This is a genomic window from Bacillus cereus group sp. BfR-BA-01522, from assembly GCF_022662635.1.
Lineage (GTDB): Bacteria > Bacillota > Bacilli > Bacillales > Bacillaceae_G > Bacillus_A > Bacillus_A cytotoxicus.
This window is the reverse complement of sequence record NZ_JAKUDY010000023.1, coordinates 15320-34851: the sequence shown is the minus strand read 5'-3', so window position 1 is coordinate 34851 and position 19532 is coordinate 15320. Positions and strand designations below refer to the sequence as shown.

The window sequence follows — 19532 nt, the reverse complement described above, 5'->3', positions numbered from 1 at the left end:
AGCAGAAATCGAAAAGTATCAAAAGGAAAACTATATCTCAAGTTTTGCGGGTGCAGTTTATGAACTTATCCGCAAAGGTTTACGTGTGTCGGATCGTTAACGTGGCACAAATCCCCTATCCGAAGGCGATTCATCTCCCACCTACTCATTGGGCTACGCCCTTCACATTCCTTGAGGTGGGAGTATTCTCGCTTATTGTGGATAAAATCCATAAATATATCTAATTTAAGACAGCGGTCCATTAAAAATTATTCCGTCCCCATTTATTTTAATAATTTTAAGGCGATTCGTATTTTTAACGAATATTGTTTTATATTGCTTTCTTCCATCTTTATCAAGAATGTGAAGAACACGTTTCCCCTCGTTATCTGTTACCGTTTGAAAATTATAATCTTCGCCGCCAATTTGTTCAACGATCTTATTATATTCAGGTAATGAAGCCCACTTCTCATGGCTTTCATTTACTTTCGGATTGTTTTCGGATTGTCCTTTCGGCTCTTCATTCTTTACTTGCCCCGTCATTTTTTCATCCTTTTTTTGTTCTATATCTTTCTTCTCTTGTTGTGAGAACTCCTCCTTTTTCACTGCTACATCATGATTGTCTTTAGTTGTTTCAGCGCGGTTGCAAGCTGTTAACATTGTTGACATAGCAATTAATGCAATAATAATCTTATACACTATTTTTCAGCTCCTTTTTTATTTCATTGTAACAACAAATGCTTCTTACTATCTAGAAACTCATTCACGAAACATTTCTCTCAACTAAACATGTAATTATATAATATATCCTAACAATAACACGAAAATAAAGAAAAGCAGTAGATTAATGGTGACTAACAATCTAAAAGAGGAAGTTATTATGTTTAGTAATTTAGCAAATAAGAGGCTATTTTTATAGGAGTTTCTCGGATTTATTGACATATACTTCAAAAGAAGATAACTTCTCTGTCTGAATATCCTACAATAATGAATGACTAACATACAAAGAGGTTCCACAAACCAAAGTATTAAGTCCAAACTCAAAGAGAGGTTTACATTCAAAAAATAAGTTGATAGAAAGATTAAGGCACAAAATATTATAGATACATACGACATTTAATAATCACGAAAGTATATAGGAGAATTTTTTATGAGATGACGGATTGTATTATTAAGTGCGACACCTAGAAAAAGCAAAAAAGCTCACCTTGTTTCGTGTAAAATAGAAGTTACCACACCACAAATTACACGGAGGACGAGTATGAGCTATTCCCATTTTACCACGTTTGAGCGTGGACAACTAGAAGCACTTCATAAATTAGGTCATTCAACTAGAGAAATTGGTGCCATTCTGAAGCGTCATCACTCTTCTATTGCACGAGAATTGAAAAGAAATACTCATGAAGACGGCGAATATTACAGTTGGTAATAAGATGACTTAATGCAACAGCTCGTAGCATTGTCTCTTCATCAATATCCAATTTTTCTGCTACAGCCACTACAGGTAAGGTTGCCGCTATCCCTTGGTTTCCACTTCCTGAGTTCGCCATAACAGGTAGCGTACTTCCCGCCATCCTTGCATCCTATCCCGCTGCCGATAAGGCCATTGCGCATGTTGCTAAATCATTAGGGAGTATTCCTTTTTCTATATTCATTTTTAAAGTTTTACCTACTTCTAGGCCATAACTATTATTTAATCCTTCTAATCCAATTCTGTAGTTAAAATCAATACTTTTTTTGATTAGATCCAATTTATTAGTGTCAATAGCAGTAACAAAGTCATAAATCGAATCCACGTCAAGTGTTGATTCTATATTTTCCAAATACATTTCACTATCATTTTCTGAAGAAGAAATAATTATTTGATTATCAATCTCAACGCAGGAAATATTAGTATGTTCATTGGCAATAACTACTCTTACTTGATTATGCTCCGTCTTTAAAATCACCTCAAAATTCCTATTAAGGCGATGAATTTCACAAGCATTAATATTTAATAAATAATTTCATTAGACCCCATATCCAACAAAATTTAATTGTATATGAATATACTTAGACCAAGTGACATCCAATAATTATATTAAATTAATTATACAGTTTCTTTAGAAAAACAATTACAACTTTTTACATTAATTTTAACCTTTCTCAAATCATGTGTCAGACCATTATAATATAAAATTTCATCTTTCAGAACTGGTAATCCAACTATAAGTTTAATAACTTCTAATACTTGTATAGATCCAATAATCCCAGGAATCGCTCCTATTACACCTATTTCACCTTTATGAACGAAATCACTATTAGGGAAAATACAATTATAGCAATGGTTAACATCTGGAGTAATTGTTGTAACAAGACCCTCAAAATTAGAAATGCTACCATGCACAAATGGTATGTCATTTTCAGAGCAAACAGCGTTAATAATTTTACGAGTTTCTAAATTATCAACTGCATCAACAACAACATCATAATTTTTAAAAAGTTGTTGTGCTTTTTCTTTATCTAATTTCATTTGAAAAACTTCCGTTTCAACTGCGGGATTTAATTCATTTACAAATCGCTCAGCAGAGTTCACTTTTGGATAATTCAACAACGATGTTTTATGTATAATTTGACGTTGTAAATTACTCTCTTCTATTACATCATGATCTACTATTCCTAATTTACCTACTCCAGCTGCAGATAAATATGAAATTATAGGTGAACCTAAGCCTCCAGCTCCAATAACTAATACCCTAGCATTCCCTAGTTTCTTCTGTCCTTCTTCCCCAAATCTTTCCATAATAAGTTACCTTCTATAACGGATATCATAATTAATCATTATATTCTCCTCTTCTCTTACTCTACAATTATTTCAATATTTTTTTCTAAGTTAACTAAGCGTTCAACTAAAGCATTAATGGATGAATTCTTTGGCCATTTTCCTAAAATCCACAAAAAATATTCTTCTGCAGACGCAAATGTAGTAATATAATCATTTTTATTTTTGAAAAAAACTCTTTCAAAAATATTCTTGTCTTCGTATAAAAAGTCTATTCCTTTTATATTGCAAATTGTTCCATCAATATAATCCGGGTAGTCAAAGCTAAAATAGTACAAAGTTTCGTCAACTTCATGTAACATCATACTTTCTTTAATATCAACTCTTCTATTAGTAGCAATAGCATAGAAAAGACCTAAATATTCCACCCCATATTTTTCTTCAAATATGAATGAAAAAATCCCCCCCGCGCCTATTCGAGCTGCAGTTTCTATGACATATATTTCATCATCTTTTGTAACTATAACTTCAGTATGTGTAGCTCCATTATTCATTCCAAGAACTCTATTAGCTTGATACACGACCTGCAAAATTTTCGTTTCAATGTCTATCTCATCTTCACCAATTGTGTGATAGAGTTTATCAGGAAACCTACTCCCTTGCGGAATCCATTTTTTTAATATTTTACTGAATTGAGGTATTCCGTCTTGCCAAATTACATCAGCCGAATACTCATCGCCACATAAAAATTCTTCTACTAATATTTTAGGTTGAATTTTTTCTGAGGAAATTGCCGTTGAAAGGGTATTTAACATCTTAATATTTAGAATTTCACTATTCAATTCATTAAGGTTGTGAACAAGGCGAACACCACTACTGGAAAATCCTAAATTAGGTTTCACTATGACAGGATAATTTAAGGATTGAACCTCTTCTATTGAGGATTCAGAATACTCAATAGAGGAAGCATTTAAAATATTAGCTTTTGTCCATATTTTTTTCATTAAAAATTTATCTCTCATATTTTTTACAAGATCTGAAGTTAACACAGAAAAAATACCTGTACACTCTGATAAATAAGAAGCTTGTAATAGATACTCTTCCGAGATACAAATAATTACATCGATATTAAGTTGCTCACAATACTTAACAACAACATCAAAGTCATCACGAATATCTAGATTTAAAATGTTTTCATCTTTGGACTTAGATGTTTTTTTTATAACATAATATAGCTTATCATCATGACGCCCTGCTTCTTTTTCAAACTTTTCAAACATAAAAAGTGGTAGCTCTATCACTAAAACATTCATAATTAAAGCCTCCTTTCTTTATTTTTCAACTTCCCTGTTCTGATTCTCTCTACTGATCATTTCTAAAATCCGGTTATAGCCTAAGCCCATACACATTGTTTGAGCCAACTTCCCAGGTTCATTTGTAATATTATAAACATCTGAAAAATGATACATATGTTTGTTTACTGAGGACACTGATACTTCTAAATCCTTTACATGTACAACTAGCTCTAATTTATTATCAGAATACACTTGTGAAAAGAGTTTGCTATCAGTATTATCATCAAAGAATATATCATTCGCAATTTTTATTTCAAATTTCAAATTTATTTTTTTCATTAACAGTATCCAAAAATCTACAAGTTGTTTATGGCACTCAGCTATAAATTCTTCTGTTCCAAAGAAAACGAACTCTCGCATAACAAACTCAAGAAGTCTTGTTGTGTTATTTAAATTTCCAGATTCATCTCGGAAACAACTGCCTTTAATTGTATAAACTGTATTGTTTACTCCTTGCTTATCCCTTAGCTGTGGATATACATGTAAGCAAAGTGCTGGATTCAAAACATACTTCTGGTTAACATCTAAATACTTTCCTATCTTACTTCTTTCAACACCATCATGAGGAAATTTTGTGTAGTCCTTTGTTGTGTGGGAGGTATAGCATAAATGATGAAAGCTATTCTTCAGGTACCCTGTACGTTCTAATTCTTCTAGTTCAATCATATGTGGAGCATATATCTCTGACAATTCAAAAATAGTAGAAAAATATTCATATATTTTTTCATCAAGTTCTTTTAATAGTTCTATCCAAATTTTATTATAAATATTTAATCCTTTTTGTACCTTTATACTGATATTAATAAATTTTTTTACTTTTTCTATAAACTCTTCTTCGAATATTCTGTCGAATGATATTTGATTTTCACTTAAATAACCTTCTGTGTTTTCTACATTCCAAATAACACTATCCTGATTTTGAAGGGGTAATTCATTTAGCTCTTCATAACGTTCGAATATTTTTTTCAGGGTCTCTAATTCATTTAAACTTATTTCTAATTCGTCTAAAATGTGAAATATTTTAGTACCTAACATAAATCTTCCCTCTAGCTGTGGGAGAAAATAATGCAATTGATATTTTAATTGATCCAATACAAGAGGCTGAAGCTCCTTTTTAAAGGTATATTGAAATCCACTCACTTATTATTGCTCCCCTCTATATACGCTTCAATTTTTTGAATGGTTTCGAAATTTTTCAAATCAAGTGTTGTAAAATCAATAGTAATATTAAATTCTTTTGTTACTTCTAAAACCAATTTCATAACACGGATTGAGTCAATCCCTAACTTAAAAACTTTCTCTTCTTTTAATGCATCATAATTTTCACATAGATTTTGAAAATCTTGTTTTGCTAGTAATCTTTCCATAACTGCAAGAATTTGTTGTTTCATAATACTATACCCCTTTATTGTTTGTAGTTAATAAATCTAAAATTACATTATAAATTCCTGCCTGTAAGCCTTGAATTTGTTGTGCAATATTTTTAAACGTTGCAACATAATGCTCATAATAATTTTCATCACTTAATTCTACAATTAATCCCAGCATTACCTTAAGTTGATTTATTGATTTTCTTAATGTAACCGAAATATTATTATCTTTTACCATCTGTTTTTCAATAAAATACTCATATAGCACAATAAGTGGCAAAATCTTATTTTCAATTTGCTTACCTAGTCTATTTTGTATATTTTTTTCATGATTAATATTCTTTAAAATATTATCTTTTTCATTTTGCAAATAATTAATCATAGACTCAAAAGCGTATATATTATATTTAACCAATTGCCCTCTCATATATAATTGTTCATCTACAATTGAGAAATCCATCCATTCTTTTAAGATTTTGTTACACAATTCAGAATCTGAAATGTTTAATTGTCTATGAAGATCTTCATCATATCGAATTACCTCATATTCTAATTCCAACTCTTTCGGTAATCTTTCTACAAAATCCTCTCTACTCATTCCTACATTTATTTTCTGCATATTTTCATTTATTTTTGTATACAGAACTTTTGTTGATGTTACTTTCTCAATTAAAGTATTTGTATAATAACGTGTTCCATCAATATGATCCATTTCAACTACCATATTTATTTTATTTCCTAAACTAGTTTCATTTATTAGTTCAGAATAAATGTCATTAAATTTAGCAGTATGTGCAACTAATATATTTCTCTTTATTAAATTTTGTTTAAATGCATTATTTGTAGTTAAAATTGGCTCTGAACCATTTTCTTTGAACTCCCAATCAATCCATCTATCCATATAAAATAACTCAAAATCCCCTACATTATAAACTTTAGCCAAAACATAAAAATAGTTTTTTTCATAACACACAAAATCCATAATTTTTGATATTAATTTTTCTTCTGTTAATATCATAATCTCAACCTCCTGCAAATTGTTGTAACAGTACTGTTAATTCCATATCACTATCAATTTGCATTTTTTCAATATGTTCTTCCACAATTACCTCATTATTTAGTACTAAAAAATACTTATTCTTTAATTTCCCATCTTCTTGATATAATTCTGTATACAATGGATATTTTTTTAACTCATTTTTCAAATCTTTATAAGTATTAACATCCACAAAGAATGTACCATTATCCTCTAATTTAACCTCATTACCTAACCTCACTAATAAATGATCTGTTAAAAATAATTTCATAAACTAAAACTCTCCTTCTCCAATATATGTTTTTTAAATTACTACGTCAGATTTCACAACCCTAAAACCTAAATCTCTAGATGAATATACTTCTTTTTCTCCATATCGATATGTAGGTGATAAAACTTCTAAAAACGAATAAAAACTTCCACCACGACAAACACGATAAGGAATGTATCTTTGGATTAAATAAGGATTTTTATCTAATTCTATTGAATCAAGACACCATTCCCATACCAATCCTTGCATATCATATATTCCAAATTTATTAGGCAACTTTTTCCCTACGCTTTCTAAATAGTTATTACTATTCATACTGTACCAAGCATAATCTAGCATGATGTCATTCTCAAAAGGAATATCCTCTAATCCTACATTAGCAACATATTCCCACTCTACTTCTAAAGGTAATCGGCATCCTATCCAATACGAAAACATCATTGCTTCATACCAGTTGACATCTACTACCGGTGAGTCCGAAGGATAATCATTTTGATACCCCTTATCATATAATTGGTATAATTCTTTTGTTATGCATGTTTTAGACATTTGAAAATTATAAATATCTATATTTTCACAACATTCAGAATCATATATATACGAATGTGGTTTCGCATAATCACTCTGATTGTAACTACATGTTTCAATTGAGATCATATCTGGTTCCAAATATTTCAAAAATCTCTTTTGATTTTGTATCTCTAATTCTTTCATTTTAATACGAATTTCCCGATTATTAGAACTACATAAAAGAACATAGTCATTGTATAATTGATAACTATTTTTAACAGGTTTTTTCAATTCATCTATAAATCGTTCTAGAATTTTATCTTCCTGTAATTTCACTTCTATTCCCCCCTCAATACCATAAATTCTTTCTCTTTAATTTCACCATTATTAGTGCCGAATATTCTGATAATAGGCTTTTCAATATTCTTAATAGCTATTATTAAATGCCAAAGTTCATCAGTGGGATGTAATTTTAGATCTATTAAATCAAAAATTGCTGGATGCCGCATATGTGAATGAAAAACACCCACTTTTATTAAGTTATTCGCTCTAATGTATTTTTCTAATTCAATCAACTCTTGAAAATCTGCTAAAAATCCTGCTGTTTGATGCGTTTTATAATAGTTATCTATATTTTCAAAATCATATTCGCCTCTTTTATCCTTTTTCATAAAGAAATAGCTGTGAATATGTTCAGGTGAATCTGATTTGGCTAAAAAAAATCCAAAACATTTCTTTTGTCTGTTCTCTAAAACATCATCAATAAAATTTTGATACGTTTCTTCATTAAATGTAACCATATAAGTCAACTCCTATTTTCTGTTCTAGGAATAATTAGAGAAAGTATAATTAAACCAACCATAGTTACTATACAAGTAATTAAAACATCATATTCTATTAAATATCCATACACTAGATTTGCTATTGGAGCAGTAGACGTTGCTATCAAAAATATAATAGCAAAAACTTTCCCCAAAATTGTACGGTCTATATTTAGTTGAACTAATGTAAAGAATTCAATATTAAACATAATTGTTAAAAATGATATAAAAAAGGTTGCAAATAAAAAGGTATATAGGTTGGAAAATAGTACAAAAGGTAAAATAACCATCCCCTGTAAAAAGATCATCTTTTTAACATCTATAAACGAAAGAATTCTTTGAACACTATCATTTTTAGAGTGAACCAAAAATGCCGCAAAAATCGCTCCTATTGCAGCTGCTATTCCAATTAACATATAGATACTTACAGATGAAAAATAGATTTTTCCAATTGATTTTTCCAACAATTCAAATCCAAACAAATAAAAATTTAATATTCCAGCTGCAATTATCATTTTGAAAATTATACGATCACTATATAAAATGTTAAATGCTTCCCTAAATTTTATAGTAACAACCTTTTTTGTTTCTATTGAAATTGGCTTTAAACGTATTAACCAAAAAGTGTTTAATAGAAATGTAATTAAATTCAAAAGTATTGCATATATGGGATTGATACCAATTTTGACCATTATATACGCTAATATTGGACTTACTAGAGTTAATACATTTTTACATGCAGTTTGAATACTATTAAATGATTTAAGGTGATCTGTAACTACAAAGTATGGTAATGCAGCCTTAGAAGCTATTGAATACACTGAGCTTGTTAATACTAACACAGTATTTAAAATAATAACGGTTATTAGTAGATCGAAGTTCATCATAATACATACCATTGATAATAACGCTGCGGTTGCACTGATTAATTCCATAGCACACATTGTTCTTTTTGGCGAATATTTATCAGCTGCAATCCCTCCTAAAAATTGAGCAAAAAACAGCGCAACTGATGTAATTGCTGTTGCTATTCCCAAAAATGCTGCACTATTAGTTTCATCTAAAATAACCCATTTAATGTATTGATCATATGTATAGCTTCCCAAAAGAGTTGTTACATACCCAGTAATAAGTAATTTCTTATTAGTCATATTTCTTCTCCATATTCTAAAATTAAAAACTACTTTTTTGATCCAGAATGCTACTAATTCTAGTACTAAAATTGAGAGGGTATTAACATTACCAGTTAAAAAATTAATTAACTTAAAAATAATAAAAACAGCACCTTAAACTACTGTTTAATCTGCACACTTCTTTCACAAGTTATATCATTTTTTAGATATATTTCGTCACCTCCATTAATTAGTTTTTGTTTTAATACCTTCATAATATAAACCTCTTTTTAATTACCAGATTATTCTGGACAAATTAATTATACACCTAAAACTTTTTTTGAAAATATGCATGTTTACATATTTTCAAATTTTCTGATAAAAGCACCGTAAGAACATAGGTTTACTGTTATTTAAATCATAATACAATCTAATACATAGGTTAGTTATGAATTTTACTAGTATAAAGATTACAAAATAAACATTTTAAATATAATATAGATGCGAATTCAATCTAAAATGTAGAGTTAGCATTTATATTATCAGTATCAATACTAAGATGGAGTGGTTTATTTTTCTGCTTATCATAGCAAAGCAGAAGTTATTCAGAAAAAAATATGGGGTGGTAATGGACTTACCTCAAAAGAATTAAAATATCCACCTTTAAAGGGATAAATAAAAAGTCGATTCCTTATAGGGTTATCACTAATCAAATATCTGAACGTGAGTTTTATGTCTTTTGCTTGACGGAACCTCCTTTAGACAATGTGTATCTCAAAGGATAAACGGTACGACTTTATTTCCATTATATGGTAGAAATAAACAACCATTCTATTATTGTATAAAAGAGCCGACACTGAATATTTTTAGAGTCGGCTCTTTTCTTTAGATACTACAGAAACTTTATTTATTTTTAAAGAACATCTTAACTTTATTTCAAATCACAATATGTAAAATAACAATGCAGCCATGTAAATTAGATTGTTTATTCGGCCCGAATTATTTAATTTTCCATTTCCTTATTTTCTCAATAACAATTATTGGTAAGAATAACTTACCAATACCACTTTTCCAACCTAAAGCGATTGAAATTGTCTCAAATTGGATTAAAGCAAAAACAACTAAACAAACATTTTTTAATTGATTTATCATTTTTCGGCTATTTAAATAAAACTGCTTAGCATTCGATTCATTCAGTCTTTGTGGATAGTTATGTACTTCTGGAAACTTTTCTAAGGTTTGCATTAAAAGCAGGGTGAATGCCCCGATTCCCGGTAGAATCAAAAGTTCCCACTTTGTCCCCCAGCGATCTACAACCCCAGCTGCATTATAATGTCCCGGTACTTCCTCAGGTAATCTGCCCCAAATAATAATCAAAAAAATAATTGATCCTAAAAAAAATGAATAGCCAATGGTATCCCCAATCCATTCACTTGTTGTTCTTTGGATTTTTATTTTAGGTCGTCCCCATGAATTGACGATATGTCCTTTCCCCCTTCTATGATATTTATAGTAATACACATCGTGTATTACATTTTGATTTTCTACCTAAACCATGTCAAATTTACAATATTTTCACAATTCGTCATTTTAGAATATGCCCTGATTGTTAAATCTACTTTTATCTAATATTCTGGTCAAACATCCTACAAATAATCCAGGCTATTCAAAATCATGATAATTCCAACTATACACATAATCCACGAAAGAGCCGATCCTGTATTATTAGCGATTTTCACTCGAAGCTTCTCGAGAGATGTTTGCATCCGCCTTCCAAACAGGAGATAGAAGAGAAACAGTACGAGGGAAGGCAACACCATAATAAAATTGTATCCAGCTAAAATAGACGACCATTCCACCCATGATAGATTAGAAGTAGTCATTATGCCAATTGCTGCAAAATAAGGAAATGCAGTCCCCACTTCAATGAATGAAGTAGTGAACCCTAGAACTACCATTGAAAGAATACTTTTTGATTTTGGTGCAGGTAGGTCTGAGCTTTTCTTTGTCGGAACATAAAAACTCGCTATGAACAATATCCCCCCAATAATAAAGAACATCCAGCTTACGATTCGATTTTGAAATACGCCAGAAATTATCTCAAGCAAGAAATCTAATCCTAACATGAGTGAAACTCCAACAACAAAATAAAATCCTGCTACCGTCAATAAATAAACCAATAAACGTTTAGTAAGTTTCTCTTTATCTGTTAAAAGCAAATATACTGTTACCCCTAATGTGGCAGGGCTTAGCGTATCTAATAAGGCCAATCCCCCTATTAGGAGAAGTAGTTCTGTACTCATCCTTCTTTCCCCCTTTATTCTTTTCGGCGATAAAAATGGCATATGCCTGATCCATAAACTCAAGCACATCTTGGTCAATTGGATATAATCTCAGTTTCTCTGATTGTTTTGGCGACATCCTTATTTCCCAAAGTTTATCTAAAAATTCATCCTCACCTTTAAATTCCTCTAAGCGCTTTTCATCCATTCTTCTAATGATATTTGGGAACGTCCTTCATATAACGCTTTAGCTGACCTATCAAAGCAATCCATTCTAGTGAATCAGCGCTATCACTTGTCATATTGAGAACCTTTCCCATAGTTTTATCTTTGATTGCGAAGTCCTGTTTCATCGCAATGAACAATTGAAGAAGCTAAAATTTTTGAACGAATTTCCTCTTCATTTTCTTGTAAACTTTCACTAAAAGAACGAATGAGGCGGTTGATTGTGCCTTGACTGATCGAATGCCGATACACATTTCAAAAGATTCAGACGTCTACTAAAGAGACAGATACTGATATTGTGTCAAATCGTTCACCATCAATTGAACATGCTGACCATATTGAGTCGCGTTTGTCACACCTTTTGGAAATGGAACTTCTTCAATATGAAAACAGTGCGGGCAAATTTTTCGTTCCGCTTCATGTTGAAGTACCTCAAAAGAAAACAGACGGGATATCGAACACCTGTCGCACTTTTTTCAAGCGAACAGGTTCATTTTCTAATGGTGATTGGCAACACGAGCACATTGTCACAGGATGAATAAAAACACAATCTGAGTGTTCCACTTGGCGAAGTGTATGCACTTTATGACCAGGTTGGTTATCTGTTTTTTCACGTAGACTTTTTGTAGCTGTTTTTTGTAACCCGTCCATTAGTAGTGATTTATAACTATTTTTTGAGTTTTTATGCGCGTGCATAATGTTTCAACTAAATTCACAACAGAATTTGGCCCTTGTTTATAAACAAGAAGAATATCTTTTCAGTTCATACACTTCACCTCCTGTTTTTCTTATTGCCAGTGTTAACAGGAATTTGTGGAGATAACTTGAAAATCAAATTATCAAACCATTAAAACCTTAGGGTAGCTGAGTAGTTACAATTTTTTAATTAATATTTATGATAAATAATCGAACTTTAATTATATCATTTTTCAATATATAATATCCTCTATTGCACATTTGTTTCATAAAGAAAATACTGTACATACGTATGTTGATTCAAAAAGAGTTTACAGTTAATACACAAGCTAAACCTTACTTAGCGCGTATAAGTATTTTTTGAAGGGAAATATGTATGATAGAATAGATATCAAAATGGGGAGTTATGCATAAAAAATGTAACATCGTAAGATTTTTTAATGTTATTAGGAGTTGTAAATTCAAATGAATAAATTCACTAAATTAGTCGCAGCAGAAGATTTTTCAGAGAATGTGTGGACAAAGAAAGATTATATTACTTTACTTTTAATCCCATTAATATTCCTTGCAGGCTTTATCACTGAATATTTCTCAGTAAAAAATCAATTGTGGGCAATTATTGATACCAGTTTGCGCATTATCATGTTTCTTTTCCTGATGGTTGTTTATGCTCCGATGCTTCGTATACATTGGAGTAAATTTAAATTAGCGTGGAAACGTTCCGTTCTATTAATTATTGTCGGTGGTGTTCTTTTACAAATTCTAATTAGTTTGATTCGCTCACTTATTCCAGGAACTAGCACCAGCACAGAAACAGATGTTCCCCCTTTAATTGATCCTTTGACTGCAAGTCCTGAAATGTTCATGCTCTTAATTTATATCGCTTTAGGTCCTATTGTTACAGGATTAATTGAAGATACTGTTTTTCGTTATACACTTCTCGGTAAAATATTACAGGGTGGATTTTTTAGAAAAGCATGTATTATAATAGGAAATTCAATCCTTTTCGGACTCATTCACTATTATAATTTTGGGAGTGTAATGGATACAATCCCCTTCATGTTTGCAGGTCTATTTCTAAATATAATCTATCTATGGACAAGAAATATTTGGCACGTGTTATTAATCCACACTGTTAACAACACGGTCCTTACAATAGGAGCGTTGTTAATCATCGTTATCGTACGATTGCTTGGGTTAAAAGCATAACAGTGAAATAATGAACATGCATAAAAGCCTTAAAAGAGGATTTCTCTTTTAAGGCTTCTTTAAAGTGAAAGACATATTAACCATTAGAGTGAGGAAAAAAGAAAGTGTACAACAACTTAAAAGTGTACTCATACATATAAAGTTTCTATTTATTTAAAGATGGGTTGCTCCACACTCTAGCCTGATTGGTGAATAGAATGACTCGCATTTTTTAAAAGGCTTTATTGTAAATTAACCCACTTTATTATCTCTGTACAACACAAATTTAGCTTTGGAATAAAGTTTGATTAAATTAACTTAATAAGCCTTAATAAAAGAGCAATTAGAAAAAGCGTGTTTTAAAAAAAGATTGATCAAAACACGCCTTTTCTATATTCAATTGAAGCGTCCCTTTATAAAAAAGTTTGATTATTTTTATTCAACCATAGTTCCCCGATAGTTAATTTTACATATAGTTCACTATCTAAAGTAAATTAAGTGGCTTTGGATACTTTACCTGCTTACAACAAATTTCTACTATCCCATCGCTGTCAACAGAACCATAATTCCATTAGTTAGACCATGAATAATAACTGACGGCCAAATTGAATGAGTTCGTTCATACGCCCATGCAAAGACTATACCGCTCAAGAAGTTTACAGGCATCGCATTATAAGTTGGAATGTGGATAATTGTAAAGATTAATGAGCTTAGAAAAATAGCCCTCATCATACCAAAACGTGTACGTAGCCATCGATATAAAAAACCACGATAAAAAATTTCCTCATATATTGGTGAAATGACCGCCGCAGAAATAAAAGCAATAAAAACAGTAAAGAAATTTACGTTTTGCTGTATCGCTTCAGTTTTGCTGTTCTCATAAGAATTCCCAATAAAGCTAGTAAGCACCATCACTATTACATCACCAACTATTAATATAATAGTTAGTAGGACAATAAGTTTCCAATCTTTTATAGAGAATGACCTGATTCCTACTTCACTCCAAGAAAGTTTCTTTGGCCGAATGATCATAAAATACACACCTGATACTAAAACAATCGCTATTGTTAATCCTATTAGAGTTCCTGAATATAGCTCATTATCAAACCACTGAGAATAAATAGGATTTACTAAGAATTTTATGCATCCTATGACAAATACAAATTCAAGTAGCATCATTAAGAGAAATTCTTTTAATCCCCAAGGGTCTTGATCCTTCCAATTCATGTCCTTTTGCTTCATTCATCATTCCTCTTTCCTTGCATGATATAACCTAACTATAATAGGTGACGTAACGTCACTTGCAACATTCAGTTTCAGGAGGATATGCATCCGAACAATAAACAATATAATTTCACTCCCATAATAAAAAATACCCCTTTAGACATGATTCTAAAGGGGTAAAAGCATCGCGACTTTATTCAAAATATCAATCTTTATTCAAAAGTTACAAAACATGTAGCTTTGGAATAAAGTACGATCAAAAATGCCATATGAGCCCTCATTTTATGGCCAAAAATAAAAGTCCATTTTGAAAAAAGTTTGATCACAATGGATTTTTATTCAGCAGATATAAGTTTGATTTTTATAAAAAAGTTTGATCATTTTCGAGGTAATTAATATTTTTATTATTAAATAAACTATTAGAAATCAAGAACAAACCAATAATTCCTGTAAGAAAAATATATAATGCAATAAAATTAGGAGCTAAGACCGCACTAATGATTAAAGCTGATTTTGATAACATATTACCAATTTTATTAGAAAATCCAGCAACTGCTGAATAGGCCCCTCTTTTATCTATAGGAATAATTCTAATCCTTTCTGAGTTGTAAGCAGGGGCATATAATAATTCTCCAATTGTTGCAATTACCATTGAAACTATTAATATATAAATATTAGATGATATGACCATTACTGAATACCCTGATATATATAATAACACACCGATCGTTATTGATTGATTTGGACTCATCTTTTGTGAAATTCTTGAAAATACAAAAGTCATACTAATAACGATAAAAGTATTTATTATCATTAAAATAGAATATAATTTTACACCATCAATTGAAAAACCGTAGAATCCTACTGTTGTAAAATCCTCTTTTAGTCTAACCACTATATAAGAAGACATTGATAGCTCGGCCATCATAACAAATGCCAATCCTAAAACTAAATTTACATATGGTTTATCCTTATAAACTTCTTTATAGCTATTCAGTGTATTTATTAAAAACGATTCATTACTTTTATGAATTTTATTAATATTAATGTCTTGTAAAAACAATTTTATAATAATACTATTTATTAATAGTATCGCCGTAGCTGTTATAAATAATTCTGATTTATAATTATTATATACAGCACCGCCAATTGTTATCCCCAAAGCCATGGATAAATTATTAATCCAGTATTGTATTACAGAATATTCCCTTCTTGTTTCTTCGGTGATAGATTCTATAGTAATAGCGTCTTGAGCCGGCTTCATAATACCATAGATTAGTTGACTACATATAAACAAAATTGAGAATAAAGTAACTAATCTTTGTTCAGTATAGATACAAATAGTCATTGATAAAAATACCAATACATTTACATAAGAATTAGTTAAAATGATTCCTTTTTTTGAAAATACGTCACTTATATGCCCCCCGATTAAAGAAGCTAAAAAATTAACTACTACTGCAATAATTAAGTAGAGACCCGCAGCTATAACTCCCATATAAGCAGACAAATATAAAGACATAAACGGAATAATACTAAACATAATAGAATTTTGTAAGAAGCTTGTTAAAAGTCGAATTTTTAAGTTATGATTCAAATTCCGAAAAATCAAAATAACCACCCTCTATTTTTGAATAGAATTTGTTTGGATTTAATGGATATTAGTAAAGCATAAAAGCGCACTTTTTGTATTGTGCGCTTTTGTACTTTTCACTGCAAATGTTCAAGACATTCAAATTTGATGTTATTTTCAATATAAGCAATTGTGTTAGTCAAATCTTTTTCACTTTCCCAAGTAAAATATACTTGACAGATACTATCGAAAGGATCAAATGGCCGATATTGATTTTTTGAACCTATCCCTTTGAAAGTAATATTAACTATATTGATAGGTAAGTTATCGATCCCTCGTACGTTTTTAATTGTGTATTCTTTGAGGTTAGGAACAGGGATTAAAGATAATGCAAAATTATTTTGAAAATAAATATTTGGTATAGTCTCATTTAAATCTAGAAAATAAGAATGTTTGTAAAAATCAAATTCGTAAGCATAATTATATAAATTCACAATATTTCCACCTGGAGGTCTACCAGCTATTTCCAAGAAAATGAATTTATTTTCATAATAAATTACTTCCAAATGAAAAACTGTATTTTGAATATCAAATTGTTCAAAACATTTTATAGTGAATTCTTTGGCTTTATTTATTAACTCGCTATCCGAAACTACTATAGTGGATAGAACATTATTATTATTTATATAATCATATGCTGTACCTACCTTTTTGCAAACCATAAAATTTACTAATATACCATTTTTTATAATACCATCAAAGTGCATAATAGTACCACTTATATATTGTTCAACACTAATCTTATCACTTTGATCAAAAAGTTCGTTTATGTGATTTATTGCATCTTGATAGTCTGATACAATTTTTATACCACAGCCTCCAGCTTGGTTAGAAGGTTTAATAACTATTTTTTTGTATTTCTTTATGAATTGTTCAACTATAGTCTGATAATCCTCTTTTGTGATTTCTGAAAAATCTGCAAGAGGTACAGTATCTTTTAAACGTTCTTTCATTTTTATTTTATCTCTGAGAAAGATAGCGTTAGGACTGACCAACCCTTTATTTATATTTAGGATACCCCTTAATTTTGAAGCGACAACCACTGTTGCTTCATTTGTTGATATAATAGCCTCTATATTTCCAAAATGTTCAATTATTTCTTTGGTAATCTCTAAAATACTATCGAATTTATTCTCAAAACAAGAAACGTCAAAAGTATCATTTGTACTTATCGCGTGATATTTAATAGAATTTTTCAGTTCATTTGAAAGCTGCGAGATATCAAAATAAGACGTGATTAAATGATAATTATAATTATCATAATCCAGATAATCCTTTACTTTATAGATATTCCCCAAAACTAATATATTTTTTTTGTTCATTTTAGTATTTTATCCTGTTTTGCTATTTTAACACTATTAACTAAATAAAATGGACTGTTCTTATTGTTTATAACTTCATCAAAAGTCATCCAAATTAACTCGGAAATCTCATCTCTATCTTTAACAACAGCATCCCCTGATACCCACTCACAGGAGAAAACAATATTGATTACATTTATTCCAGATTGTGTGACAAAAGAAGTATTATTAACATATTTAAAATTACTAACTTCCAACCCTGTCTCTTCCATTATTTCTCGCTTTAAATTATTTTCTAAAATATCATTGGAGTTTCCTTCTTTTTCTACTGTACCACCAATTAAAGAAAGTTTACCTCCAGCATGCTCTTCATTTAAACTTCTTCTACCTATCAATAATTTACTGTCTTTAATAATTAGTCCTTCTACATTAACTGCAAACATACAGAACCCTCTTTCTCTAGATATCGTATCCATAAGCTAATTTAAATAATTGGCGGAATTGATTATAAGAAAATATATTATGGATTTTATCATCCTTCAAATAATATATTTCTGGTAATTTAAATGCCCAAAGTTCACTATAAACGGAGGTATACGCACCACAGTTTAAAACAATTATTTTATTTTCAACTAATTGGCTTGGTAATTCAACATCTTTACATAAATGAGAAGGAGCGCATGTAGCATCACCTACATTATAGCGTTCCCAAGGTTGATTACCATCATTTAATTTATATGGGATTGTGTAATATTCAATATTAGGAACTGGTATTAGAATATTAGAACCAATATCAGTGATTTTCCAATTCACATCAGCACTCTTTTTTTCACTGATTATAGAGGCCAATATTACTGCAGCATCCGCCATAATATATCTTCCTGGCTCCACAATGAGTTCATAATCATATGGTAGATTCTTTAATTTATCATATGCAATTTTAGCTAAACTACTTATATCAATATTATTATTTTCCATAATAAATCTAGTTTCAAAACCACCGCCAAGATTAATATACTGGAAGGAGTAATTGAGTTCTTTATAAACATTTTCTAAGAAAGACTCTATACTAGATAAATACTCTTTATATAAGCTACAGTCTTTTAAATGACTCATTAAATGAAATTGTATTCCGATTATATTAAGATTAGAATTTGTCTCTTTAGACTGCTTTAAAAATTCCATTGCAGTATTAATATCCATTCCTAATTTTGAACTAGGTTTAATCATAACTTCTTCATGACTAGAACTCTTTATGTTAGGTAAAACTCTTAGACCAATAGGGATTTTTTTACCCAAATCTAAAGATAGGGAATTAATTCTTTCTAGATCATTTATATTATCAATAAAAATCAACTTACTGTTCTCTAATTCTTGTAATAATTCTTCTTTTGTTTTTCCTAAGCCATTACAAACTATTTGGTTTCTCTTAAATCCATTTTGTAGAGCAATCTGTAATTCAATACTGCTCATAACCTCAACACTACATCCAACTTTAAAAAGCGCCTCTATACAAGCAGGTATATAATTGCATTTCAGAGCAAAATGGATACTTACATTTTTAAAATATTTATTAAACGCGTTATAAATTGAATAATAATTATCCTTTATTCTTTGGTCAAAATATATCATTGACATAGAATTATTATGCCCTAATATCTCGTGGATTTTTGAACCATAGAAGGTAATTTCACCTTCATCATCATACTTCACGTATTCAAGTTTCTCATGTATATTAAGAATTTGCTCCTTATTAAAATCCATTGAT

22 protein-coding genes and 2 pseudogenes are annotated in these 19532 nt (G+C 30.1%); 2 read left to right on the top strand and 22 right to left on the bottom strand.

Features of this window, described 5'->3' with window-relative positions:
* Nucleotides 1–225: 225 nt before the first annotated feature.
* Nucleotides 226–678, bottom strand: a complete 453-nt coding sequence (locus MR059_RS20705) for a hypothetical protein (RefSeq protein WP_242162006.1) — start codon at nucleotides 676–678, stop codon at nucleotides 226–228.
* 562 nt (nucleotides 679–1240) lie between these two features.
* On the opposite strand from MR059_RS20705, the pseudogene MR059_RS20700 reads away from it, so the two are divergent.
* A pseudogene (locus tag MR059_RS20700) lies at nucleotides 1241–1375 on the top strand (helix-turn-helix domain-containing protein); the annotation flags it as partial.
* Here MR059_RS20700 and MR059_RS20695 read toward each other — a convergent pair.
* From MR059_RS20695 to MR059_RS20625, 16 genes and pseudogenes are all read right to left on the bottom strand, one after another.
* Entirely contained in the window at nucleotides 1350–1553 is a 204-nt protein-coding gene (locus tag MR059_RS20695) for an L-serine ammonia-lyase, iron-sulfur-dependent, subunit alpha (RefSeq protein WP_049759235.1), read from the bottom strand. The pseudogene MR059_RS20700 and the gene MR059_RS20695 sit on opposite strands and share 26 nt — an antisense overlap.
* Before the next feature lie 9 nt (nucleotides 1554–1562).
* Nucleotides 1563–1928, bottom strand: a complete 366-nt coding sequence (locus MR059_RS20690) for a hypothetical protein (RefSeq protein WP_049759234.1) — start codon at nucleotides 1926–1928, stop codon at nucleotides 1563–1565.
* A gap of 140 nt (nucleotides 1929–2068) precedes the next feature.
* Complete coding sequence (locus MR059_RS20685; protein WP_242162005.1) at nucleotides 2069–2761, bottom strand: HesA/MoeB/ThiF family protein; 693 nt, start codon at nucleotides 2759–2761, stop codon at nucleotides 2069–2071.
* A 56-nt stretch (nucleotides 2762–2817) separates the two neighbouring features.
* Nucleotides 2818–4053 carry an ATP-grasp domain-containing protein gene (locus tag MR059_RS20680; RefSeq protein WP_242162004.1) on the bottom strand — a complete coding sequence of 412 codons (1236 nt, stop codon included), beginning with the start codon at nucleotides 4051–4053 and terminating at the stop codon, nucleotides 2818–2820.
* An 18-nt stretch (nucleotides 4054–4071) separates the two neighbouring features.
* A complete protein-coding gene (locus MR059_RS20675; protein WP_048721332.1) occupies nucleotides 4072–5235 on the bottom strand; it encodes a class-II aminoacyl-tRNA synthetase family protein in 1164 nt (387 codons plus the stop codon).
* The gene (locus MR059_RS20670) at nucleotides 5232–5486 is read right to left on the bottom strand and encodes an acyl carrier protein (protein ID WP_011983306.1); all 255 of its coding nucleotides are present in this window, start codon (nucleotides 5484–5486) and stop codon (nucleotides 5232–5234) included. The genes MR059_RS20675 and MR059_RS20670 overlap by 4 nt, the downstream gene beginning before the upstream one ends.
* A 4-nt stretch (nucleotides 5487–5490) precedes the next feature.
* Nucleotides 5491–6483 carry a hypothetical protein gene (locus MR059_RS20665; protein WP_242162003.1) on the bottom strand — a complete coding sequence of 331 codons (993 nt, stop codon included), beginning with the start codon at nucleotides 6481–6483 and terminating at the stop codon, nucleotides 5491–5493.
* Between the two features lie 4 nt (nucleotides 6484–6487).
* Nucleotides 6488–6772 carry a hypothetical protein gene (locus tag MR059_RS20660; RefSeq protein ID WP_242162002.1) on the bottom strand — a complete coding sequence of 95 codons (285 nt, stop codon included), beginning with the start codon at nucleotides 6770–6772 and terminating at the stop codon, nucleotides 6488–6490.
* A 33-nt stretch (nucleotides 6773–6805) separates the two neighbouring features.
* On the bottom strand, nucleotides 6806–7618 hold the full coding sequence (locus tag MR059_RS22065) for a formylglycine-generating enzyme family protein (RefSeq protein ID WP_011983303.1): 813 nt from the start codon (nucleotides 7616–7618) through the stop codon (nucleotides 6806–6808).
* A gap of 2 nt (nucleotides 7619–7620) precedes the next feature.
* The gene (locus MR059_RS20650; RefSeq protein WP_011983302.1) at nucleotides 7621–8082 is read right to left on the bottom strand and encodes a M67 family metallopeptidase; all 462 of its coding nucleotides are present in this window, start codon (nucleotides 8080–8082) and stop codon (nucleotides 7621–7623) included.
* Between the two features lie 5 nt (nucleotides 8083–8087).
* The gene (locus MR059_RS20645; protein ID WP_011983301.1) at nucleotides 8088–9254 is read right to left on the bottom strand and encodes an MFS transporter; all 1167 of its coding nucleotides are present in this window, start codon (nucleotides 9252–9254) and stop codon (nucleotides 8088–8090) included.
* A 960-nt stretch (nucleotides 9255–10214) separates the two neighbouring features.
* Nucleotides 10215–10664 (bottom strand): DUF1648 domain-containing protein, encoded by a 450-nt coding sequence (locus MR059_RS20640; protein ID WP_313933163.1) that lies wholly within the window; start codon nucleotides 10662–10664, stop codon nucleotides 10215–10217.
* 197 nt (nucleotides 10665–10861) lie between these two features.
* Complete coding sequence (locus MR059_RS20635) at nucleotides 10862–11518, bottom strand: GAP family protein (protein ID WP_011983299.1); 657 nt, start codon at nucleotides 11516–11518, stop codon at nucleotides 10862–10864.
* Between the two features lie 16 nt (nucleotides 11519–11534).
* Nucleotides 11535–11823: pseudogene (locus MR059_RS20630) on the bottom strand (MerR family transcriptional regulator); the annotation flags it as partial.
* Nucleotides 11822–11974, bottom strand: coding sequence for an IS66 family transposase (locus MR059_RS22385; protein WP_081428338.1), 153 nt, complete (start codon nucleotides 11972–11974; stop codon nucleotides 11822–11824). The gene MR059_RS22385 and the pseudogene MR059_RS20630, both read right to left, overlap by 2 nt.
* A gap of 180 nt (nucleotides 11975–12154) precedes the next feature.
* Nucleotides 12155–12418, bottom strand: coding sequence for a hypothetical protein (locus MR059_RS20625; RefSeq protein ID WP_041809362.1), 264 nt, complete (start codon nucleotides 12416–12418; stop codon nucleotides 12155–12157).
* A gap of 465 nt (nucleotides 12419–12883) precedes the next feature.
* On the opposite strand from MR059_RS20625, the gene MR059_RS20620 reads away from it, so the two are divergent.
* Nucleotides 12884–13627 (top strand): CPBP family intramembrane glutamic endopeptidase, encoded by a 744-nt coding sequence (locus MR059_RS20620; protein ID WP_011983298.1) that lies wholly within the window; start codon nucleotides 12884–12886, stop codon nucleotides 13625–13627.
* A gap of 516 nt (nucleotides 13628–14143) precedes the next feature.
* Here MR059_RS20620 and MR059_RS20615 read toward each other — a convergent pair.
* The 5 genes from MR059_RS20615 to MR059_RS20595 all read right to left on the bottom strand — a co-directional run bounded on the left by MR059_RS20615 (nucleotide 14144) and on the right by MR059_RS20595 (nucleotide 19528).
* On the bottom strand, nucleotides 14144–14848 hold the full coding sequence (locus MR059_RS20615; RefSeq protein ID WP_011983297.1) for a CPBP family intramembrane glutamic endopeptidase: 705 nt from the start codon (nucleotides 14846–14848) through the stop codon (nucleotides 14144–14146).
* Between the two features lie 343 nt (nucleotides 14849–15191).
* Nucleotides 15192–16442 carry an MFS transporter gene (locus tag MR059_RS20610; RefSeq protein WP_011983296.1) on the bottom strand — a complete coding sequence of 417 codons (1251 nt, stop codon included), beginning with the start codon at nucleotides 16440–16442 and terminating at the stop codon, nucleotides 15192–15194.
* Between the two features lie 98 nt (nucleotides 16443–16540).
* Nucleotides 16541–17785, bottom strand: a complete 1245-nt coding sequence (locus MR059_RS20605) for an ATP-grasp domain-containing protein (RefSeq protein ID WP_011983295.1) — start codon at nucleotides 17783–17785, stop codon at nucleotides 16541–16543.
* The gene (locus tag MR059_RS20600; protein ID WP_011983294.1) at nucleotides 17782–18207 is read right to left on the bottom strand and encodes an NUDIX hydrolase; all 426 of its coding nucleotides are present in this window, start codon (nucleotides 18205–18207) and stop codon (nucleotides 17782–17784) included. Before MR059_RS20600 ends, MR059_RS20605 begins: the two co-directional genes overlap by 4 nt.
* Before the next feature lie 16 nt (nucleotides 18208–18223).
* Nucleotides 18224–19528 (bottom strand): diaminopimelate decarboxylase family protein, encoded by a 1305-nt coding sequence (locus tag MR059_RS20595; RefSeq protein WP_011983293.1) that lies wholly within the window; start codon nucleotides 19526–19528, stop codon nucleotides 18224–18226.
* Nucleotides 19529–19532: the final 4 nt, after the last annotated feature.